Here is a 14,405-nt window from a genome sequence, read left to right as displayed (position 1 = left end):
CAGTGGTGCTAGTAGAGGATCGAGGGCAGGTAGGCCCCGTCCGGAGGGTGGTAGAGGCCGACGGTCATCAGGCTCATCAGTTGCACGACCTTGAGGCCGTGGGCCAGACACCATCTCAGCAGCACCGCGTCGCTCACCGGGACGAGGACGCCCGGGCCGCCGAACCGCGGGGCCGCCGCGATCAGCGCCTGGAGGTCCGGGGTGGTCTCGCCCACGGCGTGCGCGAAGAACGCCAGGTCGGTGGCGTACCCGGTGACACGCCCCGCGCGCTCCACGACCCGGGCGGTGCCCTGGTGCAGCGCGTCGGCCACCTCGCCGCCGCGGTCGACGCCGTGGACCTGCCGGCACAGGTCGTTGCAGGCGCCCAGATCCGCGTCCACGGCCTCGCGCACCGGGTACCCGGGCAGCGCCTGCCGGATCGGCGGGCCCTGGACACAGGCCACGGTGGCGCGGTGGACGAAGCCGAGGCTGACGTACAGGGAGAACGACCTGTTGTGGTAACCGCTCTGCAGCAGACGGACGCCCGGTGCGCCGCGCTCGGCGGCCCGCTCCATCACGTCCCGCATCAGGCGGCGGCCCACGCCCGCGTTCTGCACGGCCGGGTCGACGGTGACGGGTCCGACCCCGGCGACGGCCGAGCGTTCGTCGAGGAAGTTGCTGCCGACGATCCGCCCGTCGAGCTCGGCGACGACACTGTAGAACCCCGGGTGCGCCAGAGCCCCCTCGATCAGCGCGACACCGGCCTCGGGGCTGGGGATGTCGGGCGGGAACGCGTGCGCCTCGGCGACTCCGGCGAAGGCCTCGTGGCAGATCCGGCCGCACTCCGCGGCGTCCTGCGGGAGACCCGGACGCAGTATGAGATCCACGATCGCCATCCCCTTACGCGAACGTCCCCCGTGACGGCCCGCCCCTCCCTTACCATCCTGGGCGCCCCGGGGCCCGGGCGCACCCGGTGGGGGCTGCTCCCCCTCAGGCGCGCAGCCCCCGCATCAGCACGTCGACGACCGCCGTGAAGTCCGCCTCGGCCCCCGGCTCCTCCCACTCCCGGGCGTAACCGGGGTCGTGGAAGCGGCCCGTGGCCTGGAAGACCGCGCGGGCCGTGGCCTCCGGGTCGCCGGAGGCGAAGGCGCCGGTCTCGACGCCGTCGCGGACGATACGGGTCAACTGGGCGGTCAGGTCGGCGATGTGCTCGCCGACCGCCGTGCCGTTCTCGCCGGTGAGGACCGAGTACGTGGCGAACAGCTCCGGATCGGCGCCCGCCTTGCGGCGCTTGGCGGCGAACAGCGCGGCCAGCCACTCGCGCAGCCGGGCCTCCGGGTCGCCGTGGCCGGCCGCGATTCCGGACAGCTCGCCCGACGTGCGGTCCAGCCAGCGCTTGGTGACCGCCTCGCGCAGCGCCGCCTTCGTCCGGAAGTGCCGGTAGACGCTGCCGTGGCTGACGCCGAGGGCGCGGGCCACGTCGACCACGGTGGCCTTGGCCGGGCCGTGGCGGCGCAGCACCTCCTCGGTCGCCTCCAGGATGCGCTCGGCGGTCAGGGTCTCGCTGGTCGGTGCCATGCCCTGACCGTACCCGCAGCCCGGTTCACGCTTCGAGGTGCGCCATCTGGGCCGCCGGGTAGCGGTCGCCGGCGGCGGCTCCGGCGGGCACGGCCTGTTCGATCGCGGCGAGGTCGGCCGCGTCCAGCGTGACGTCCAGGGCGCCCAGCGCCTCGGTGAGCCGGTCGCGGCGGCGGGCGCCGACCAGCGGCACGATGTCCGCGCCGCGGCTGAGCACCCAGGCGATGGCGATCTGCGCGACGGTGACGCCCTTCTGCTCGGCGATCTTGCGCAGCGCCTCGACGAGGCCGAGGTTGTGCGTGAGGTTGTCGCCCTGGAAGCGCGGCGACATCGCCCGGAAGTCGCCCGCGCCGAGCTGCCGGTCGGCGGTGAAGTGGCCGGAGATCAGCCCCCGGGAGAGCACGCCGTAGGCCGTGACGCCGATGCCCAGCTCACGCACGGTGGGCAGGATCTCGGCCTCGATGCCGCGGGAGATCAGGGAGTACTCGATCTGGAGGTCCGCGATCGGGGCCGTGGCGGCGGCCCGGCGGACGGTCTCGGCGCCGACCTCGCTGAGGCCGATGTGGCGCACGTGCCCCTGCTCGACCAGTTCGGCGATCGCGCCGACCGTCTCCTCGATCGGGACGTCCGGGTCGAGCCGGGCGATGCGGTAAACGTCGATGTGGTCGACGCCCAGCCGCTGCAGGGAGTACGCGGCGAAGTTCTTCACGGCGGCGGGCCGGCCGTCGTAGCCGGACCAGCCGCCGTCCGGGCCGCGCAGGGCCCCGAACTTCACGCTGGTGAGGGCCTGTTCGCGCCGGGCGGCGGGGGCCGTGCGCAGCGCCTCGCCGATCAGCATCTCGTTGTGGCCCATGCCGTAGAAGTCGCCGGTGTCGAGCAGGGTGACGCCCGCTTCGAGCGCCGCGTGCAGGGTCGCGATGGATTCGGCCCGGTCCGCTTCGCCGTACAGCGCGGACATGCCCATGCAGCCGAGACCGAGGGCGGAGACCTGGGGGCCGGTGGAGCCGAGGGAACGGGTTCGCGTCGTCATGACCTCCACCCTGCCATGACAGCTGACAGATTTCAATATCTGTCATTCGATACTTGTCAGCGAGCCGTGAACGCCAGCTTGGTCCCGAGCGCCACGAAGGACCCCGCGAAACCGTGCCGCAGCCACGCCAGCACCCGCGGCCGGCCCACGACATGGCTGCGCACCGACGCGGCCAGCACCCCGTACAGGGCGAACACGGCGAAGGTGGCCAGCATGAACACCCCGCCCAGGCCCGTCATCCGCAGCAGCGCGTGCGGCTCCGCCGGGCTCACGAACTGGGGCAGGAACGCGAAGAAGAAGATCGTCAGCTTCGGGTTGAGGAGGTTGATCAGTACGCCCCGCAGGATCACCGTCCGGGCCGGCACCGGCGCGGCGGCCCCTTCCTCCACCACGAGCGCGTCCTTGTCCCGGATCGTCGCCCACGCCATGTACAGGAGATAGGCGACCCCGGCGTACTTCAGCACCTGGAAGGCGGTGGCGCTCGCGTGCAGCACGGCCGCGACGCCGGTGACCGTGGCCAGCAGGTGCGGCACGATCCCGAGCGTGCAGCCGACGGCCGCGACGGCACCGGCCCGGCGGCCCCGGGAGAGCGCGGCGGCGAGGGTGTAGACGACGCCGGTGCCCGGCGTGGCGACGACCACCAGGGTGGTCAGCAGGAAGGCGATGCTCATGGACCCAGCCTGGCGCCGCCCCGCCCGGGGATACAGGACCAATCGGCGCCCCCGCTGCGGGACCAATCCCCGGGGCGCCCCGCCGGGTTGCCCACACACGACGGTGCCGGGCCCTCCGCGAGGAGGACCCGGCACCGGGTGCGGAGTCGGGGCGTCAGCAGCCGACGAGGCGGGCCGCCAGGTAACCCTCGATCTGGTCGAGGGAGATGCGCTCCTGCTTCATCGAGTCACGCTCGCGGACGGTGACCGCGTTGTCCTCCAGCGTGTCGAAGTCGACGGTCACGCAGAACGGCGTGCCGATCTCGTCCTGACGGCGGTAGCGGCGGCCGATGGCGCCGGCGTCGTCGAACTCGATGTTCCAGTGCTGGCGCAGCGCCTGGGCGAGGCCCTTGGCCTTCGGGGACAGCTCCGGGTTGCGGGACAGCGGCAGGACCGCGACCTTCACCGGGGCGAGGCGGTGGTCCAGGCGCAGCACGGTGCGCTTCTCCATCTTGCCCTTGGCGTTGGGCGCCTCGTCCTCGACGTAGGCGTCCAGCAGGAACGCCAGCATCGCGCGGCCGACACCGGCCGCGGGCTCGATGACGTAAGGGGTCCAGCGCTCGCCGGCCTCCTGGTCGAAGTAGGTGAGGTCCTGGCCGGAGGCCTTGGCGTGGGCGCCGAGGTCGTAGTCGGTGCGGTTGGCCACGCCCTCCAGCTCACCCCACTCGCTGCCGCCGAACTGGAAGCGGTACTCGATGTCGGCGGTGCGCTTGGAGTAGTGGGAGAGCTTCTCCTTCGGGTGCTCGTACCACCGCATGTTCTCCTCGCGCAGGCCCAGGCCGGTGTACCAGTTCCAGCGCTGCTCCATCCAGTACTCCTGCCACTTCTCGTCCTCGCCCGGCTTGACGAAGAACTCCATCTCCATCTGCTCGAACTCGCGGGTGCGGAAGATGAAGTTGCCGGGCGTGATCTCGTTGCGGAAGGACTTGCCCATCTGGGCGATGCCGAACGGCGGCTTGCGGCGCGAAGTGGTCTGCACCTGCGAGAAGTTGGTGAAGATGCCCTGCGCGGTCTCGGGGCGCAGGTAGGCGACGGAACCGGAGTCCTGCGTCGGGCCGAGGTGGGTGGACAGCAGGCCCGAGAACTGCTTGGGCTCGGTGAACTGGCCCTTGTTGCCGCAGTTGGGGCAGTTGACGTCGGCCAGGCCGTTCTCCGGCAGGCGCTTGTGCTTGGCCTCGTAGGCCTCCTCCAGGTGGTCCGCGCGGAACCGCTTGTGGCAGGAGGTGCACTCGGTCAGCGGGTCCGTGAAGGTGGCGACGTGACCGGAGGCGACCCAGACCTCGGGGGCCAGGATCACGGACGAGTCGATACCCACGACGTCCTCGCGCGACGTCACCATGTAGCGCCACCACTGGCGCTTGAGGTTCTCCTTGAGCTCGACACCCAGCGGACCGTAGTCCCAAGCGGCGCGCTGGCCGCCGTAGATCTCACTACAGGGGAATACGAAGCCACGGCGCTTGCTCAGGCTGACGATGGTGTCGATCTTGTCGGCGGCCACGGTGCTCTCTTCATTACGACGACGAAACTGACGGGGGCGGCGCGAAGTGCCTCGATGAGGGGTGGTGGTCGGGAGACGGGCGGGCGAAACGAGGCGCTTCCAGCGAATGACTCAGGTTACCGGCGGGGGCGCCCCCTCAATCAAATCGCTCCCCCTCCGGCGCCCTCAAGGCCCCGGTCGGGACGTTTGTTGACAACGGTTTCCATATTTGTTGAAAATGAGTGTCATGAACGTACGACGACGCCTCATACCCGCCGCCCTCGCCTCCGCTCTCGGCCTGGGCGCCCTGACCGCCTGCTCCAGCGACAGCGCGGCGACGGGCAACACGGACAAGTTCGACGTCGTCGCCTCCTTCTACCCGATGGCGTTCCTCGCCGAGCAGATCGGCGGCGACCACGTGAACGTCTCCAGCCTGACCGAGCCGGGCCAGGAACCGCACGACCTGGAGATCAGCACCAAGCAGCGGGCGCAGCTGGAGGAGGCCGACGCGGCGCTCTTCCTCAAGGGCCTGCAGCCCGCCGTCGACGAGGCGGTCGCGCAGACCGGCATCAAGACGAAGATCGACGCGGCCACGCTCACCACCCTCGAGGACCACGGCACCGGCGGCCACAGCCACGAGGGTGAGGAGGGCCACTCCGAGGAGGGAGGCCACTCCGAGGAGGAAGGCCACTCCGAGGAGGAGGAGCACGCCCGCGACCCGCACGTCTGGCTGGACCCGGTGAAGTACGCCGAGGTCGCCGAGGGCGTCGGCAAGGCCTTCGAGAAGGCCGACCCGGAGCACGCGGCCGACTACAAGAAGAACACCGCGGCCCTGGTCACGAAGCTGAACGGCCTGAACAGCGCGTTCGAGAACGGCCTGAAGAACACGAAGACCAAGGTCTTCTTCACCAACCACGCCGCCTTCGGCTACCTCGCCGAGCGCTACGGCCTCACCCAGGAGGCCATCTCCGGCCTCGACCCGGAGAGCGAGCCCAGCGGCGCCCGGGTGCGCGAGCTCCAGGAGGAGGCCAAGGCCGACGGCGTCACCACCGTCTTCTACGAGACACTGGTCTCCGACAAGACCGCGAAGACCCTCGCCCGCGACGCGAACCTGAAGACGGACGTCCTCGATCCGCTGGAGGGCATCACCGACAAGTCCCGCGGCGACGACTACTTCCAGGTCATGGAAGCCAACCTCAAGGCCCTGCAGAAGGCCCTGGGAGCCAAGTGATCGACCCATCGGAGGACGGCATGACCGAGCCCGTCGTATCCCTGCGCGGCGTCCGCGCGGAGCTGGGCTCGCGCCTGGTGCTGCGCGGCATCGACCTCACCGTCCGCCGCGGCGAGGTCGTCGCGCTGCTCGGCGCCAACGGCTCGGGCAAGTCGACGGCCGTGCGCAGCGTCATCGGCCAGGTGCAGGCCACCGCCGGCGAGATCCGGCTGTTCGGCACCGACCGCGGCCGGTTCCACGACTGGCACCGCGTGGGCTACGTCCCGCAGCGCACCACGGCCGCCTCCGGCGTGCCCGCCACGGTGACCGAGGTGGTCTCCGCCGGACGCCTGTCCCGGGCCCGCTTCGGCGTGCTGCGCAAGGCCGACCACGCGGCCGTGCGGCGCGCCCTGGAGCTCGTCGGCATGGCCGACCGGGCCAAGGACCCGGTCGACGCCCTCTCCGGCGGGCAGCACCAGCGCGTGCTGATCGCCCGCGCCCTCGCCTCCGAGCCCGAGCTGCTGATCATGGACGAGCCGATGGCGGGCGTCGACCTGGCCAGCCAGGAGGTCCTCGCGCACACGCTCCGGGAACAGGTCTCCCAGGGCGCGACGGTCCTGCTCGTGCTGCACGAACTGGGCCCGCTGGAGCCCCTGATCGACCGGGCGGTCGTGCTGCGCGACGGCTGCGTCGTCCACGACGGCCCGCCCCCGAAGGCCGTCGGACAGCACGCCCTGCCCGGCCACGACCACGTACACCCGCACGCGCCGGCGGGCGCCGAACCGATCCGCACGGGACTGCTGAGCTGATGGACTTCCTCGACTACGCCTTCATGCAGCGGGCCCTGCTCGCCGCCGTCCTGGTCGGCATCACCGCCCCGGCCGTCGGCATCTACCTCGTGCAGCGCCGCCAGGCCCTGATGGGCGACGGCATCGGCCACGTGGCGATGACCGGCGTCGGCCTCGGCTTTCTGCTGAGCTGGTCCCCGGTGTGGATGGCGACCCTCGTCTCCGTCCTCGGCGCGGTCCTCATGGAGCTGATCCGCTGGTACGGCAGGACGCGCGGCGACATCGCCCTGGCGATGCTCTTCTACGGCGGCATGGCCGGCGGTGTGATGTTCATCAACCTCGCGCCGACGGGCTCCAACGCCAACCTGACCTCGTACCTGTTCGGCTCCCTGTCGACGGTCTCGGAGTCGGACGTCACGGCCATCTGCGTGCTGGCCGCGTTCGTCGTGGCCGTCACCCTGGGCCTGCGCCGGCAGCTGTTCGCGGTGAGCCAGGACGAGGAGTTCGCGCGGGTGACGGGCCTGCCGGTGCGCGCGCTGAACCTGCTCACGGCGATCACCGCGGCGGTCACGGTGACGGTGGCGATGCGCGTGGTCGGGCTGCTCCTGGTGAGCGCCCTGATGGTGGTGCCCGTGGCGGCCGCCCAGCAGATCGCCCGCAGCTTCGCCGCGACCTTCGTGGTCGCCGTCGCCATCGGCGTGAGCGTGACGATCGGCGGCACGGTCACCTCGTACTACCAGGACGTGCCCCCCGGGGCGACGATCGTGCTGCTCACCATCGGCGCGTTCATCGCGCTGACGGCGCTCGCGGCCCCGCTGGCCCGTCGCCGCGCCCGGGCCCGGGCCGCCGCGCAGAGCACGGGCGATCCCACCGAGTGCGCGATTCCGGGCAGCCGGGAGGCCGCCGACGAGGTCGGCGTCTGACCGCCCCCGGTACGGGCTGGCACAATGGCCCGGGCAAGGCAGACGTGAGGAGGCAACGGTGACGACCGCTGGACCGTCCGTGAAGGGCCGCGCCACCAAGCAGCGGGCCGCTGTGGCGGCGGCCCTGCAGGAGGTCGACGAGTTCCGCAGCGCGCAGGAACTGCACGACATGCTCAAGCACAAGGGCGACTCGGTCGGGCTCACCACGGTCTACCGCACCCTGCAGTCCCTCGCCGACGCCGGCGAGGTCGACGTCCTGCGCACCGCCGACGGCGAGTCCGTCTACCGCCGCTGCTCCAGCGACGACCATCACCACCACCTCGTGTGCCGCGGCTGCGGCAAGGCCGTCGAGGTGGAGGGCCCGGCCGTGGAGAAGTGGGCCGAGGCCATCGCCGCCGAGCACGGCTACGTCAACGTGGCCCACACGGTGGAGATCTTCGGCACCTGCGCCGACTGCGCGGCCGCCGCCGGCGGCTGAGCCGCCGGCGGCGCCACCCCGCGCGCCTACTCCTGCCTGCCCTCCATGGCCAGCAGCTCCTCGTTCGGGATCGCCCCGCCGAAGCGCCGGTCCCGGGAGGCGAACTCGACGCAGGCCCGCCACAGGTCGCGCCGGTCGAAGTCCGGCCACAGCACGTCCTGGAAGACCATCTCGGCGTAGGCGCTCTGCCAGAGAAGGTAGTTGGAGGTGCGCTGCTCACCGCTGGGCCGCAGGAACAGGTCGACGTCCGGCATGTCCGGGTAGTACAGGTACCGGGCGAAGGTCTTCTCGTTGACCTTGGCCGGATCCAGCCGCCCCGCCCTCACGTCCTCGGCGAGCGCCTGCGCCGCGTCCGCGATCTCGGCCCGCCCGCCGTAGTTCATGCAGAAGTACAGCGTGAGCCTGTCGTTGTCCTTGGTCTGCTCCTGGGCGATCTGGAGCTCCTTGGCGACCGACTTCCACAGCTTGGGCATACGGCCGACCCACCGCACGCGGATGCCGAGCTCGTCGAGCTGGTCGCGGGTCTTGCGGATGAAGTCGCGGTTGAAGTTCATCAGGAAGCGCACCTCCTCCGGTGACCGCTTCCAGTTCTCGGTGGAGAAGGCGTACAGCGAGATCGCTCCGACGCCCATCTCGACCGCGCCCTGGAGGACGTCCAGCACCCGCTCGGCGCCGACCTTGTGCCCCTCGGTACGCGGCAGCCCCCGCTCCTTCGCCCAGCGGCCGTTCCCGTCCATGACGATCGCCACGTGCTTCGGGATCAGCTCGCCGGGGAGCTTCGGCGCGCGGGCACCGGACGGATGCGGCTCCGGCGCCCTGTACTCGCGGCGCTGACGCCCCAGGAACCCGCGTACGACCATGTGCTTCTCGTCTCCCTTACTTTTCCACGTACCGAAGCGAGCGCAGCCCGCGCTCCAGATGCCAGTGCAGATAGGCGGACACCAGGCCGCTGCCCTCCCGGACGTACCGCGCCTCGCAGGCGTCGGCCGTCCCCCAGTCTCCCGTAAGCAGCGCGCCCAGCAGTTCGAGCGTCTGCGGCGACGGTACGACGCTACCGGGCACCCGGCAGTCGGCACAGACCGAGCCCCCGGAGGCCACCGAGAAGAAGCGGTTCGGCCCGGGCATGCCGCACTTCGCGCAGTCGCCGAAGCTGGGGGCGTAGCCGTTGACGGCGAGGGAGCGCAGCAGGAACGCGTCGAGCACGAGGTGCGGCGCGTGCTCCCCCCGGGCGAGGGTGCGCAGCGCGCCGACGAGCAGCAGGTACTGCTGCACGGCCGGCTCGCCCTCGTGGTCGGTGAACCGCTCGGCGGTCTCCAGCATGGCGGTGCCGGCGGTGTACCGGGCGTAGTCGGTGACGATGCCGCCGCCGTAGGGCGCGATGGTCTCGCTCTGGGTGCACAGCGGCAGGCCGCGTCCGACCAGTTCGCTGCCCTTGGAGAAGAACTGCACGTCGACGTGGGAGAAGGGTTCGAGGCGCGCACCGAACTTCGACTTCGTCCGGCGCACGCCCCGGGCCACCGCGCGCACCCGGCCGTGACCGCGCGTGAGCAGCGTGATGATCCGGTCCGCCTCACCCAGCTTCTGGGTGCGCAGCACGATGCCGTCGTCGCGGAACAGACTCATGGCGCCATTCTCGCAGGGTCAGCGCGTCAAGGGACCTCGCCCCTGCTGCGGGCGTTGGCATACGCGGTCGCCGCGCGCAGCCGCTCGGCCGGGGTGGCGTGCCGGACGGTGCCGGGGTCGGCGTCCCATTCCCGGCCGCCCCCGTACGGCCGCAACTGGACGTAGGGGCCCTCGTGCCCCATGACGATGCCGATGCGTCCGCTGCGGGTGTCCACGACGTAGGCGCCGACGGGGGGCTTCATCGCACCACCGCCGCGGTCCGGCGTGCGGCCGGGGCGCAGCGCCGGGCCGGCTCCGTGAGCGGGCAGGGCGCTTTCCACGCGAAACTCACCGGGTCGGGTCCGGATGAGGGCTGGATGATTCCGGCCTTGGCGAGTTCTGCCCGCAATTCTTTCACCGTGTCCTCCGCTCCTTCGGCGCAGAGCGCCGAACGTCGTGCCTCCACCGTGCTCCCCGCCCTTGCGGAGTTTCACTCTTCGCGTCTTACCGGTGACTCTCCGCGTCTACACTCGGGGAGGGTCTGTGCCGTACAACTGCGGGAGGGCGCCCAGGGGTTCGGGCCCGGTCACGTCGTGCGCGCGACGTCCGGGCCGGGGGGTAAACCCCCGTCGCGATGCGGGAGTTGGCCGGATGGGGGCTGGGGCCGGGGCCCGTCAGGATCGGCGCATGGACACCCAGCAGATCTTCCGTCGCGCCTCATGGGCCGCCGCCTCGGCGGTCCTGTTCTGTCTCGCCGTCCCGCTGACCGCGTCCGCCGGCAGCGCCGAGCCGCTGAAGTGGTCCGCCTGCCCGGGAGAAGGCCTCGACCCCCGGCAGCGGTGCGCCACCGTCGAGGTCCCGATGGACTACTCCGACCCGGACGGGCGGACCCTGCAGATCGCCGTCTCCCGCATCCCGAGCGAGAAGCCGTCCGCCCGCCGGGGCGTGCTGTTGCTGATCCCCGGCGGCCCGGGCGGGGAGAGCCTCGCCGACCCCTCCGGCAAGGGGCAGAAGCTGCCGCAGCAGGTGCGCGACGCCTATGACCTCATCGGCTTCGCGCCGCGCGGCATGGCCCCCTCCACCGCCGTCGACTGCAAGCTCGACCCCGCCGACCTCGGCAGGACCAAGCTGCTGCCCTGGCCCGCCCCGGACGGCTCCGTGGCCGGGAACATGGCCACGGCCCGGCGCATGACCGAGGCCTGCGGGCGCAACGGCGGTGAGCTGATCCGGCACATCAGCACCGCCAACGAGGCCCGCGACCTCGACCGCGTCCGGGCCGCGCTCGGGGAGTCCAGGATCTCCGCGTGGGGCGTCTCCTACGGCACGTATGTCGGCGCGGTCTACCGCCAGTTGTTCCCGCACCGCACCGACCGCGTCGTGCTGGACAGCAACAACGACCCCGACCCCACCCGGGTGACCCGCGGCTGGCTCGCCGCCTTCGAGCGGGGCGTCGAGGACAACTTCCCCGAGTTCGCCGCCTGGGCCTCGCGGCCGGGCAATCCGCACCGGCTGGCCCGCACGGCCGCCGAGGTGCGCTCCGGCTTCCTGCGCCTCGCCGCCCGGCTGGACCGCGAGCCCCTGCCGTGGCCCGGCTCCGGCAGCGGGCGGCTCGACGGCAACGAGCTCCGCCAGACCATGCTGTCCAGCCTCTACGACCCGGACGACTATCCCGTCCTGGCCCGGACGATCCTGGCCGCCCGCGCGGGCACGGTGCCGCCCGCGCCCGGATCCCCGCCCGAGTCCGTGCTGCAGAACGTCGCCGCGGTCGGTCTCGGCACCATCTGCAACGACGTCGACTGGCCGGACTCCGCCGCCGCGTACGAGAAGGACGTCGCCGAGAGCCGGGTGAGGTTCCCGCTCACGGCGGGCATGCCGCGCGGGCCGATGGCGTGCGCCGCCCTGCCCTACGAGCCGCGGGAGCCGGCCGTGCGGATCACCGGCCGCGGGCCGTCCAACGTGCTGCTCGTGCAGAACGAGCGGGACGTCGCCACCCCGCTCGGCGGCGCCCTGAAGCTGCGCCGGGCGCTCGGCGACCGGGCGGTCATGGTCACCGTGAACTCCACCGGCCACGACGCCTACCTCGCCAACGGCAACGCCTGCGGCGACCGGACCGTCTCCCGCTTCCTCGCCACCGGCAAGCGGCCCGGCTCCGACCTGTACTGCGCCTGACGGCGGCCCGGCGTCAGCGGGGGCGGCCGAAGCGCCGTACGTACCGCCGCTGCCAGGGCGTCTCCACCGCCCGCCGGTCGTAGTGCCGGCGGACGTAGGCCACGGCCTGCGCGGCGGGGACGCCGTCCAGGACCGCGAGGCAGGCCAGGGCCGTGCCCGTACGGCCCCGCCCGCCCCCGCAGGCGATCTCCACCCGCTCCCCGGCGGCCCGCTCCCACGCCCCGGCCAGGGCGGCCCGGGCGGCCTCCGGGTCGGCCGGGAGGCGGAAGTCGGGCCAGCGGATCCAGTCCGACTCCCAGGAGACCGCGGGCGGGCGGCGGCCCAGCAGGTACAGGCCGTACGAGGGGAGGGGCGCGGCGGGGTCCAGGGGGTGGCGCAGGCCCCGGCCGCGCACCGCCCGGCCGGAGGGCAGGCGCAGCACGCCGGTGTCGTGCTCGCTCCACAGGTCGCTCACACCCGCCATCATGCCGCCCCCGCGCCCCGCCGGCGGCGGGATCAGCCCGGACCGCCGGGCTCCCGGGCCTTTCGGGCCGTCCGCGCCCCGGCGCCCCCGAAGTGCACGGCCAGGGCCCGCCGGGCACCGTGCGGGTCCCGGGAGTCCGACGTCCCACCTCCGGCGGTACCCGGTACCGCAGCGCCCCTGACAGGGCGTCAACCCGGGCCACGCGTCCGTGCCATGGGTGCGGCCTCCGGCGGATGGGCCATTCGTGTGCGAGCCCTTGACCGGCTCCACGGCCCCTCCTATGGTCGCGCTGACCACAGGACGTAGGACGTCGTATCTCCTCAAGTCAGTCCCCTCCCCCCAGACCTCTCGCTGGAGGACCCGTGCGCGACGTGACCCCTGACGTGCCGGCGCTGCACCGCCGGTCGTTCCTGAAGTACACCGGCGCGCTGGGCGCGGCCGCCGCCGTCTCCGCGTCGCTGTCGGCCTGTTCGTCGGGGCCGGAGTCCACGAACGACACCGGCGACGGCGGCAGCGGGGCGAACCGGACGCTGACCGCGGTGATCGGCTACGGCAACGACGGCAGCTGGGACCCCACGCAGACGGCGTCCGCGTTCTCCATGGCCGCCAACCACCACATCTACGAGGGCCTGCTGGATACGGACCCGATCTCCCGGGAGCCGTACGCCGCCCTGGCGACCGAGGTGCCGAAGGACCCGGGCGGCACGTCCTGGAGGTTCACCCTGCGGGCCGGTGCGACGTTCCACGACGGCAAGCCCGTGACCGCCGACGACGTGGTCTTCGTCTTCGACCGGATCCTCGACCCGGACACCCAGACCCTCGCCAAGGGCTTCTTCGCGAGCTGGCTGAAGGAGGTCCGGAAGATCGACGCGCGGAACGTCGAGCTGGTGCTCAAGTTCCCCTTCCCGGAGGGGCTTTCACGGCTGACGCTCGCCAAGGTCATGCCGAGGCACGTGTTCGGGCGGCCGGGCGCCTGGGACGACGCCATCAAGGGCAAGGCGATCGGCTCGGGCCCCTACCGGCAGACCGCGCACCACCCCAAGTCGAACACGACCTTCGAGGCGTTCGACGGCTACAACGGCCCGCGCAAGCCGGCCTTCCGGAGGATGAACTGGCTGACGATCGTGGACGCGGCCCCCCGCGTCGCCAGGATCTCCGGGTCGAGCGCGGGCGCGCAGATCGCGGACAACATCCCCTACGCCAACATCGGCCGGCTGGAGAGCAGCGGGCTGACGGTGGCCGGCGGCGCCGGGATGAACAACCTGTTCCTGATGTTCAACACCCGGCGCAAGCCCTTCGACGACGTGCGGGTGCGCCAGGCCCTGCACTACGCCATCGACACCGAGAAGATGGTGGAGGTGGCGCTCAAGGGCCACGGCACGCCGTCGAGTTCCTTCCTGGACGAGAGCAACCCGTCCTACCGCCGGGCGAAGACCGTCTACGACCACGACCCCGACAAGGCGAAGGCGCTGCTCGAGGCGGCCGGGGTCAAGGGGCTGAGCATCGACCTGCTGGCCGTGAACGTCAGCTGGATCGTCGACTGCCTGCCGACGATCAAGGCGTCCTGGGACGCGATCGGCGTGCGGACCACCCTGTCCCCGCAGGAGACCACGGCCGTCTTCACGAAGATGGACCAGAAGCAGGACTACCAGGTCGTGGCCGCCGCCTCGAACCCCAACCAGTTCGGTGTCGACGCCGACCTGATCATGCACTACAACTACGGGCCCGGGAACCTGTGGATGCAGTACGCCCGGTGGGCCTCGCACCCCGTCGCCAAGCGGCTCTTCGCGGACATGGACCGGGCGACCCGGCAGCCGGACCCGGACAAGAAGAAGGCGATGGTCCAGGACTACATCGACGTCGTCGCCGAACAGGCCGTGCTCTACCCGGTCGTCCACAACGAGCTGATGACGGCCTGGGACCCGAAGCGGCTCAGCGGCATAAGGGCCCAGCCCTACCCGGGCATCAACCTCCTCCGGGCCACGTGGGCCTAGCGGC

Annotated in this window: 15 protein-coding genes; 6 read left to right on the top strand and 9 right to left on the bottom strand. The window is 72.0% G+C overall.

Going from position 1 to position 14,405, the window contains the following annotated elements; genetic code table 11:
* Positions 1-8: 8 nt before the first annotated feature.
* The 5 genes from ACPXCS_RS17790 to ACPXCS_RS17770 form a co-directional block, all read right to left on the bottom strand.
* Positions 9-875 (bottom strand): GNAT family N-acetyltransferase, encoded by an 867-nt coding sequence (locus tag ACPXCS_RS17790; protein ID WP_425945031.1) that lies wholly within the window; start codon positions 873-875, stop codon positions 9-11.
* A 94-nt stretch (positions 876-969) separates the two neighbouring features.
* Positions 970-1,557 carry a TetR family transcriptional regulator gene (locus ACPXCS_RS17785; RefSeq protein WP_425945030.1) on the bottom strand — a complete coding sequence of 196 codons (588 nt, stop codon included), beginning with the start codon at positions 1,555-1,557 and terminating at the stop codon, positions 970-972.
* A 25-nt stretch (positions 1,558-1,582) separates the two neighbouring features.
* The gene (locus ACPXCS_RS17780; protein WP_425945029.1) at positions 1,583-2,587 is read right to left on the bottom strand and encodes an aldo/keto reductase; all 1,005 of its coding nucleotides are present in this window, start codon (positions 2,585-2,587) and stop codon (positions 1,583-1,585) included.
* A gap of 56 nt (positions 2,588-2,643) precedes the next feature.
* Complete coding sequence (locus ACPXCS_RS17775) at positions 2,644-3,258, bottom strand: LysE family translocator (protein ID WP_425945028.1); 615 nt, start codon at positions 3,256-3,258, stop codon at positions 2,644-2,646.
* A 154-nt stretch (positions 3,259-3,412) separates the two neighbouring features.
* On the bottom strand, positions 3,413-4,795 hold the full coding sequence (locus tag ACPXCS_RS17770) for a glycine--tRNA ligase (RefSeq protein ID WP_425945027.1): 1,383 nt from the start codon (positions 4,793-4,795) through the stop codon (positions 3,413-3,415).
* A 226-nt stretch (positions 4,796-5,021) separates the two neighbouring features.
* Here ACPXCS_RS17770 and ACPXCS_RS17765 point away from each other — a divergent pair, with 226 nt between their 5' ends.
* The 4 genes from ACPXCS_RS17765 to ACPXCS_RS17750 are packed head-to-tail and all read left to right on the top strand — an operon-like array spanning position 5,022 to position 8,173.
* Positions 5,022-6,005 (top strand): metal ABC transporter substrate-binding protein, encoded by a 984-nt coding sequence (locus tag ACPXCS_RS17765; RefSeq protein ID WP_425945026.1) that lies wholly within the window; start codon positions 5,022-5,024, stop codon positions 6,003-6,005.
* Positions 6,006-6,025: 20 nt separating this feature from the next.
* Positions 6,026-6,793 (top strand): metal ABC transporter ATP-binding protein, encoded by a 768-nt coding sequence (locus ACPXCS_RS17760; protein ID WP_425945025.1) that lies wholly within the window; start codon positions 6,026-6,028, stop codon positions 6,791-6,793.
* Positions 6,793-7,695, top strand: coding sequence for a metal ABC transporter permease (locus tag ACPXCS_RS17755; protein ID WP_425945024.1), 903 nt, complete (start codon positions 6,793-6,795; stop codon positions 7,693-7,695). The genes ACPXCS_RS17760 and ACPXCS_RS17755 overlap by 1 nt, the downstream gene beginning before the upstream one ends.
* Before the next feature lie 58 nt (positions 7,696-7,753).
* Complete coding sequence (locus ACPXCS_RS17750) at positions 7,754-8,173, top strand: Fur family transcriptional regulator (protein WP_425945023.1); 420 nt, start codon at positions 7,754-7,756, stop codon at positions 8,171-8,173.
* Positions 8,174-8,199: 26 nt separating this feature from the next.
* Here the strand turns inward: ACPXCS_RS17750 and ACPXCS_RS17745 are convergent, their stop codons facing one another.
* Genes ACPXCS_RS17745 through ACPXCS_RS17735 form a run of 3 tightly spaced genes read right to left on the bottom strand, consistent with a single transcriptional unit; the run spans position 8,200 to position 10,038 of the window.
* Positions 8,200-9,033, bottom strand: coding sequence for an isoprenyl transferase (locus ACPXCS_RS17745; protein ID WP_425945022.1), 834 nt, complete (start codon positions 9,031-9,033; stop codon positions 8,200-8,202).
* A 16-nt stretch (positions 9,034-9,049) separates the two neighbouring features.
* Positions 9,050-9,796 carry a DNA repair protein RecO gene (gene recO, locus ACPXCS_RS17740; RefSeq protein ID WP_425945021.1) on the bottom strand — a complete coding sequence of 249 codons (747 nt, stop codon included), beginning with the start codon at positions 9,794-9,796 and terminating at the stop codon, positions 9,050-9,052.
* A 26-nt stretch (positions 9,797-9,822) separates the two neighbouring features.
* On the bottom strand, positions 9,823-10,038 hold the full coding sequence (locus ACPXCS_RS17735) for a hypothetical protein (protein ID WP_425945020.1): 216 nt from the start codon (positions 10,036-10,038) through the stop codon (positions 9,823-9,825).
* Positions 10,039-10,462: 424 nt separating this feature from the next.
* On the opposite strand from ACPXCS_RS17735, the gene ACPXCS_RS17730 reads away from it, so the two are divergent.
* Positions 10,463-11,944 carry an alpha/beta hydrolase gene (locus ACPXCS_RS17730; RefSeq protein ID WP_425945019.1) on the top strand — a complete coding sequence of 494 codons (1,482 nt, stop codon included), beginning with the start codon at positions 10,463-10,465 and terminating at the stop codon, positions 11,942-11,944.
* Positions 11,945-11,957: 13 nt separating this feature from the next.
* Here the strand turns inward: ACPXCS_RS17730 and ACPXCS_RS17725 are convergent, their stop codons facing one another.
* On the bottom strand, positions 11,958-12,407 hold the full coding sequence (locus tag ACPXCS_RS17725) for a protein-tyrosine phosphatase family protein (protein ID WP_425945385.1): 450 nt from the start codon (positions 12,405-12,407) through the stop codon (positions 11,958-11,960).
* A gap of 362 nt (positions 12,408-12,769) precedes the next feature.
* On the opposite strand from ACPXCS_RS17725, the gene ACPXCS_RS17720 reads away from it, so the two are divergent.
* A complete protein-coding gene (locus tag ACPXCS_RS17720) occupies positions 12,770-14,401 on the top strand; it encodes an ABC transporter substrate-binding protein (protein ID WP_425945018.1) in 1,632 nt (543 codons plus the stop codon).
* Positions 14,402-14,405: the final 4 nt, after the last annotated feature.

Source organism: Streptomyces sp. DT190, assembly GCF_049846985.1.
In the GTDB taxonomy this organism is placed as follows: domain Bacteria; phylum Actinomycetota; class Actinomycetes; order Streptomycetales; family Streptomycetaceae; genus Streptomyces.
This window is presented reverse-complemented; position numbering and strand designations above follow the sequence as displayed.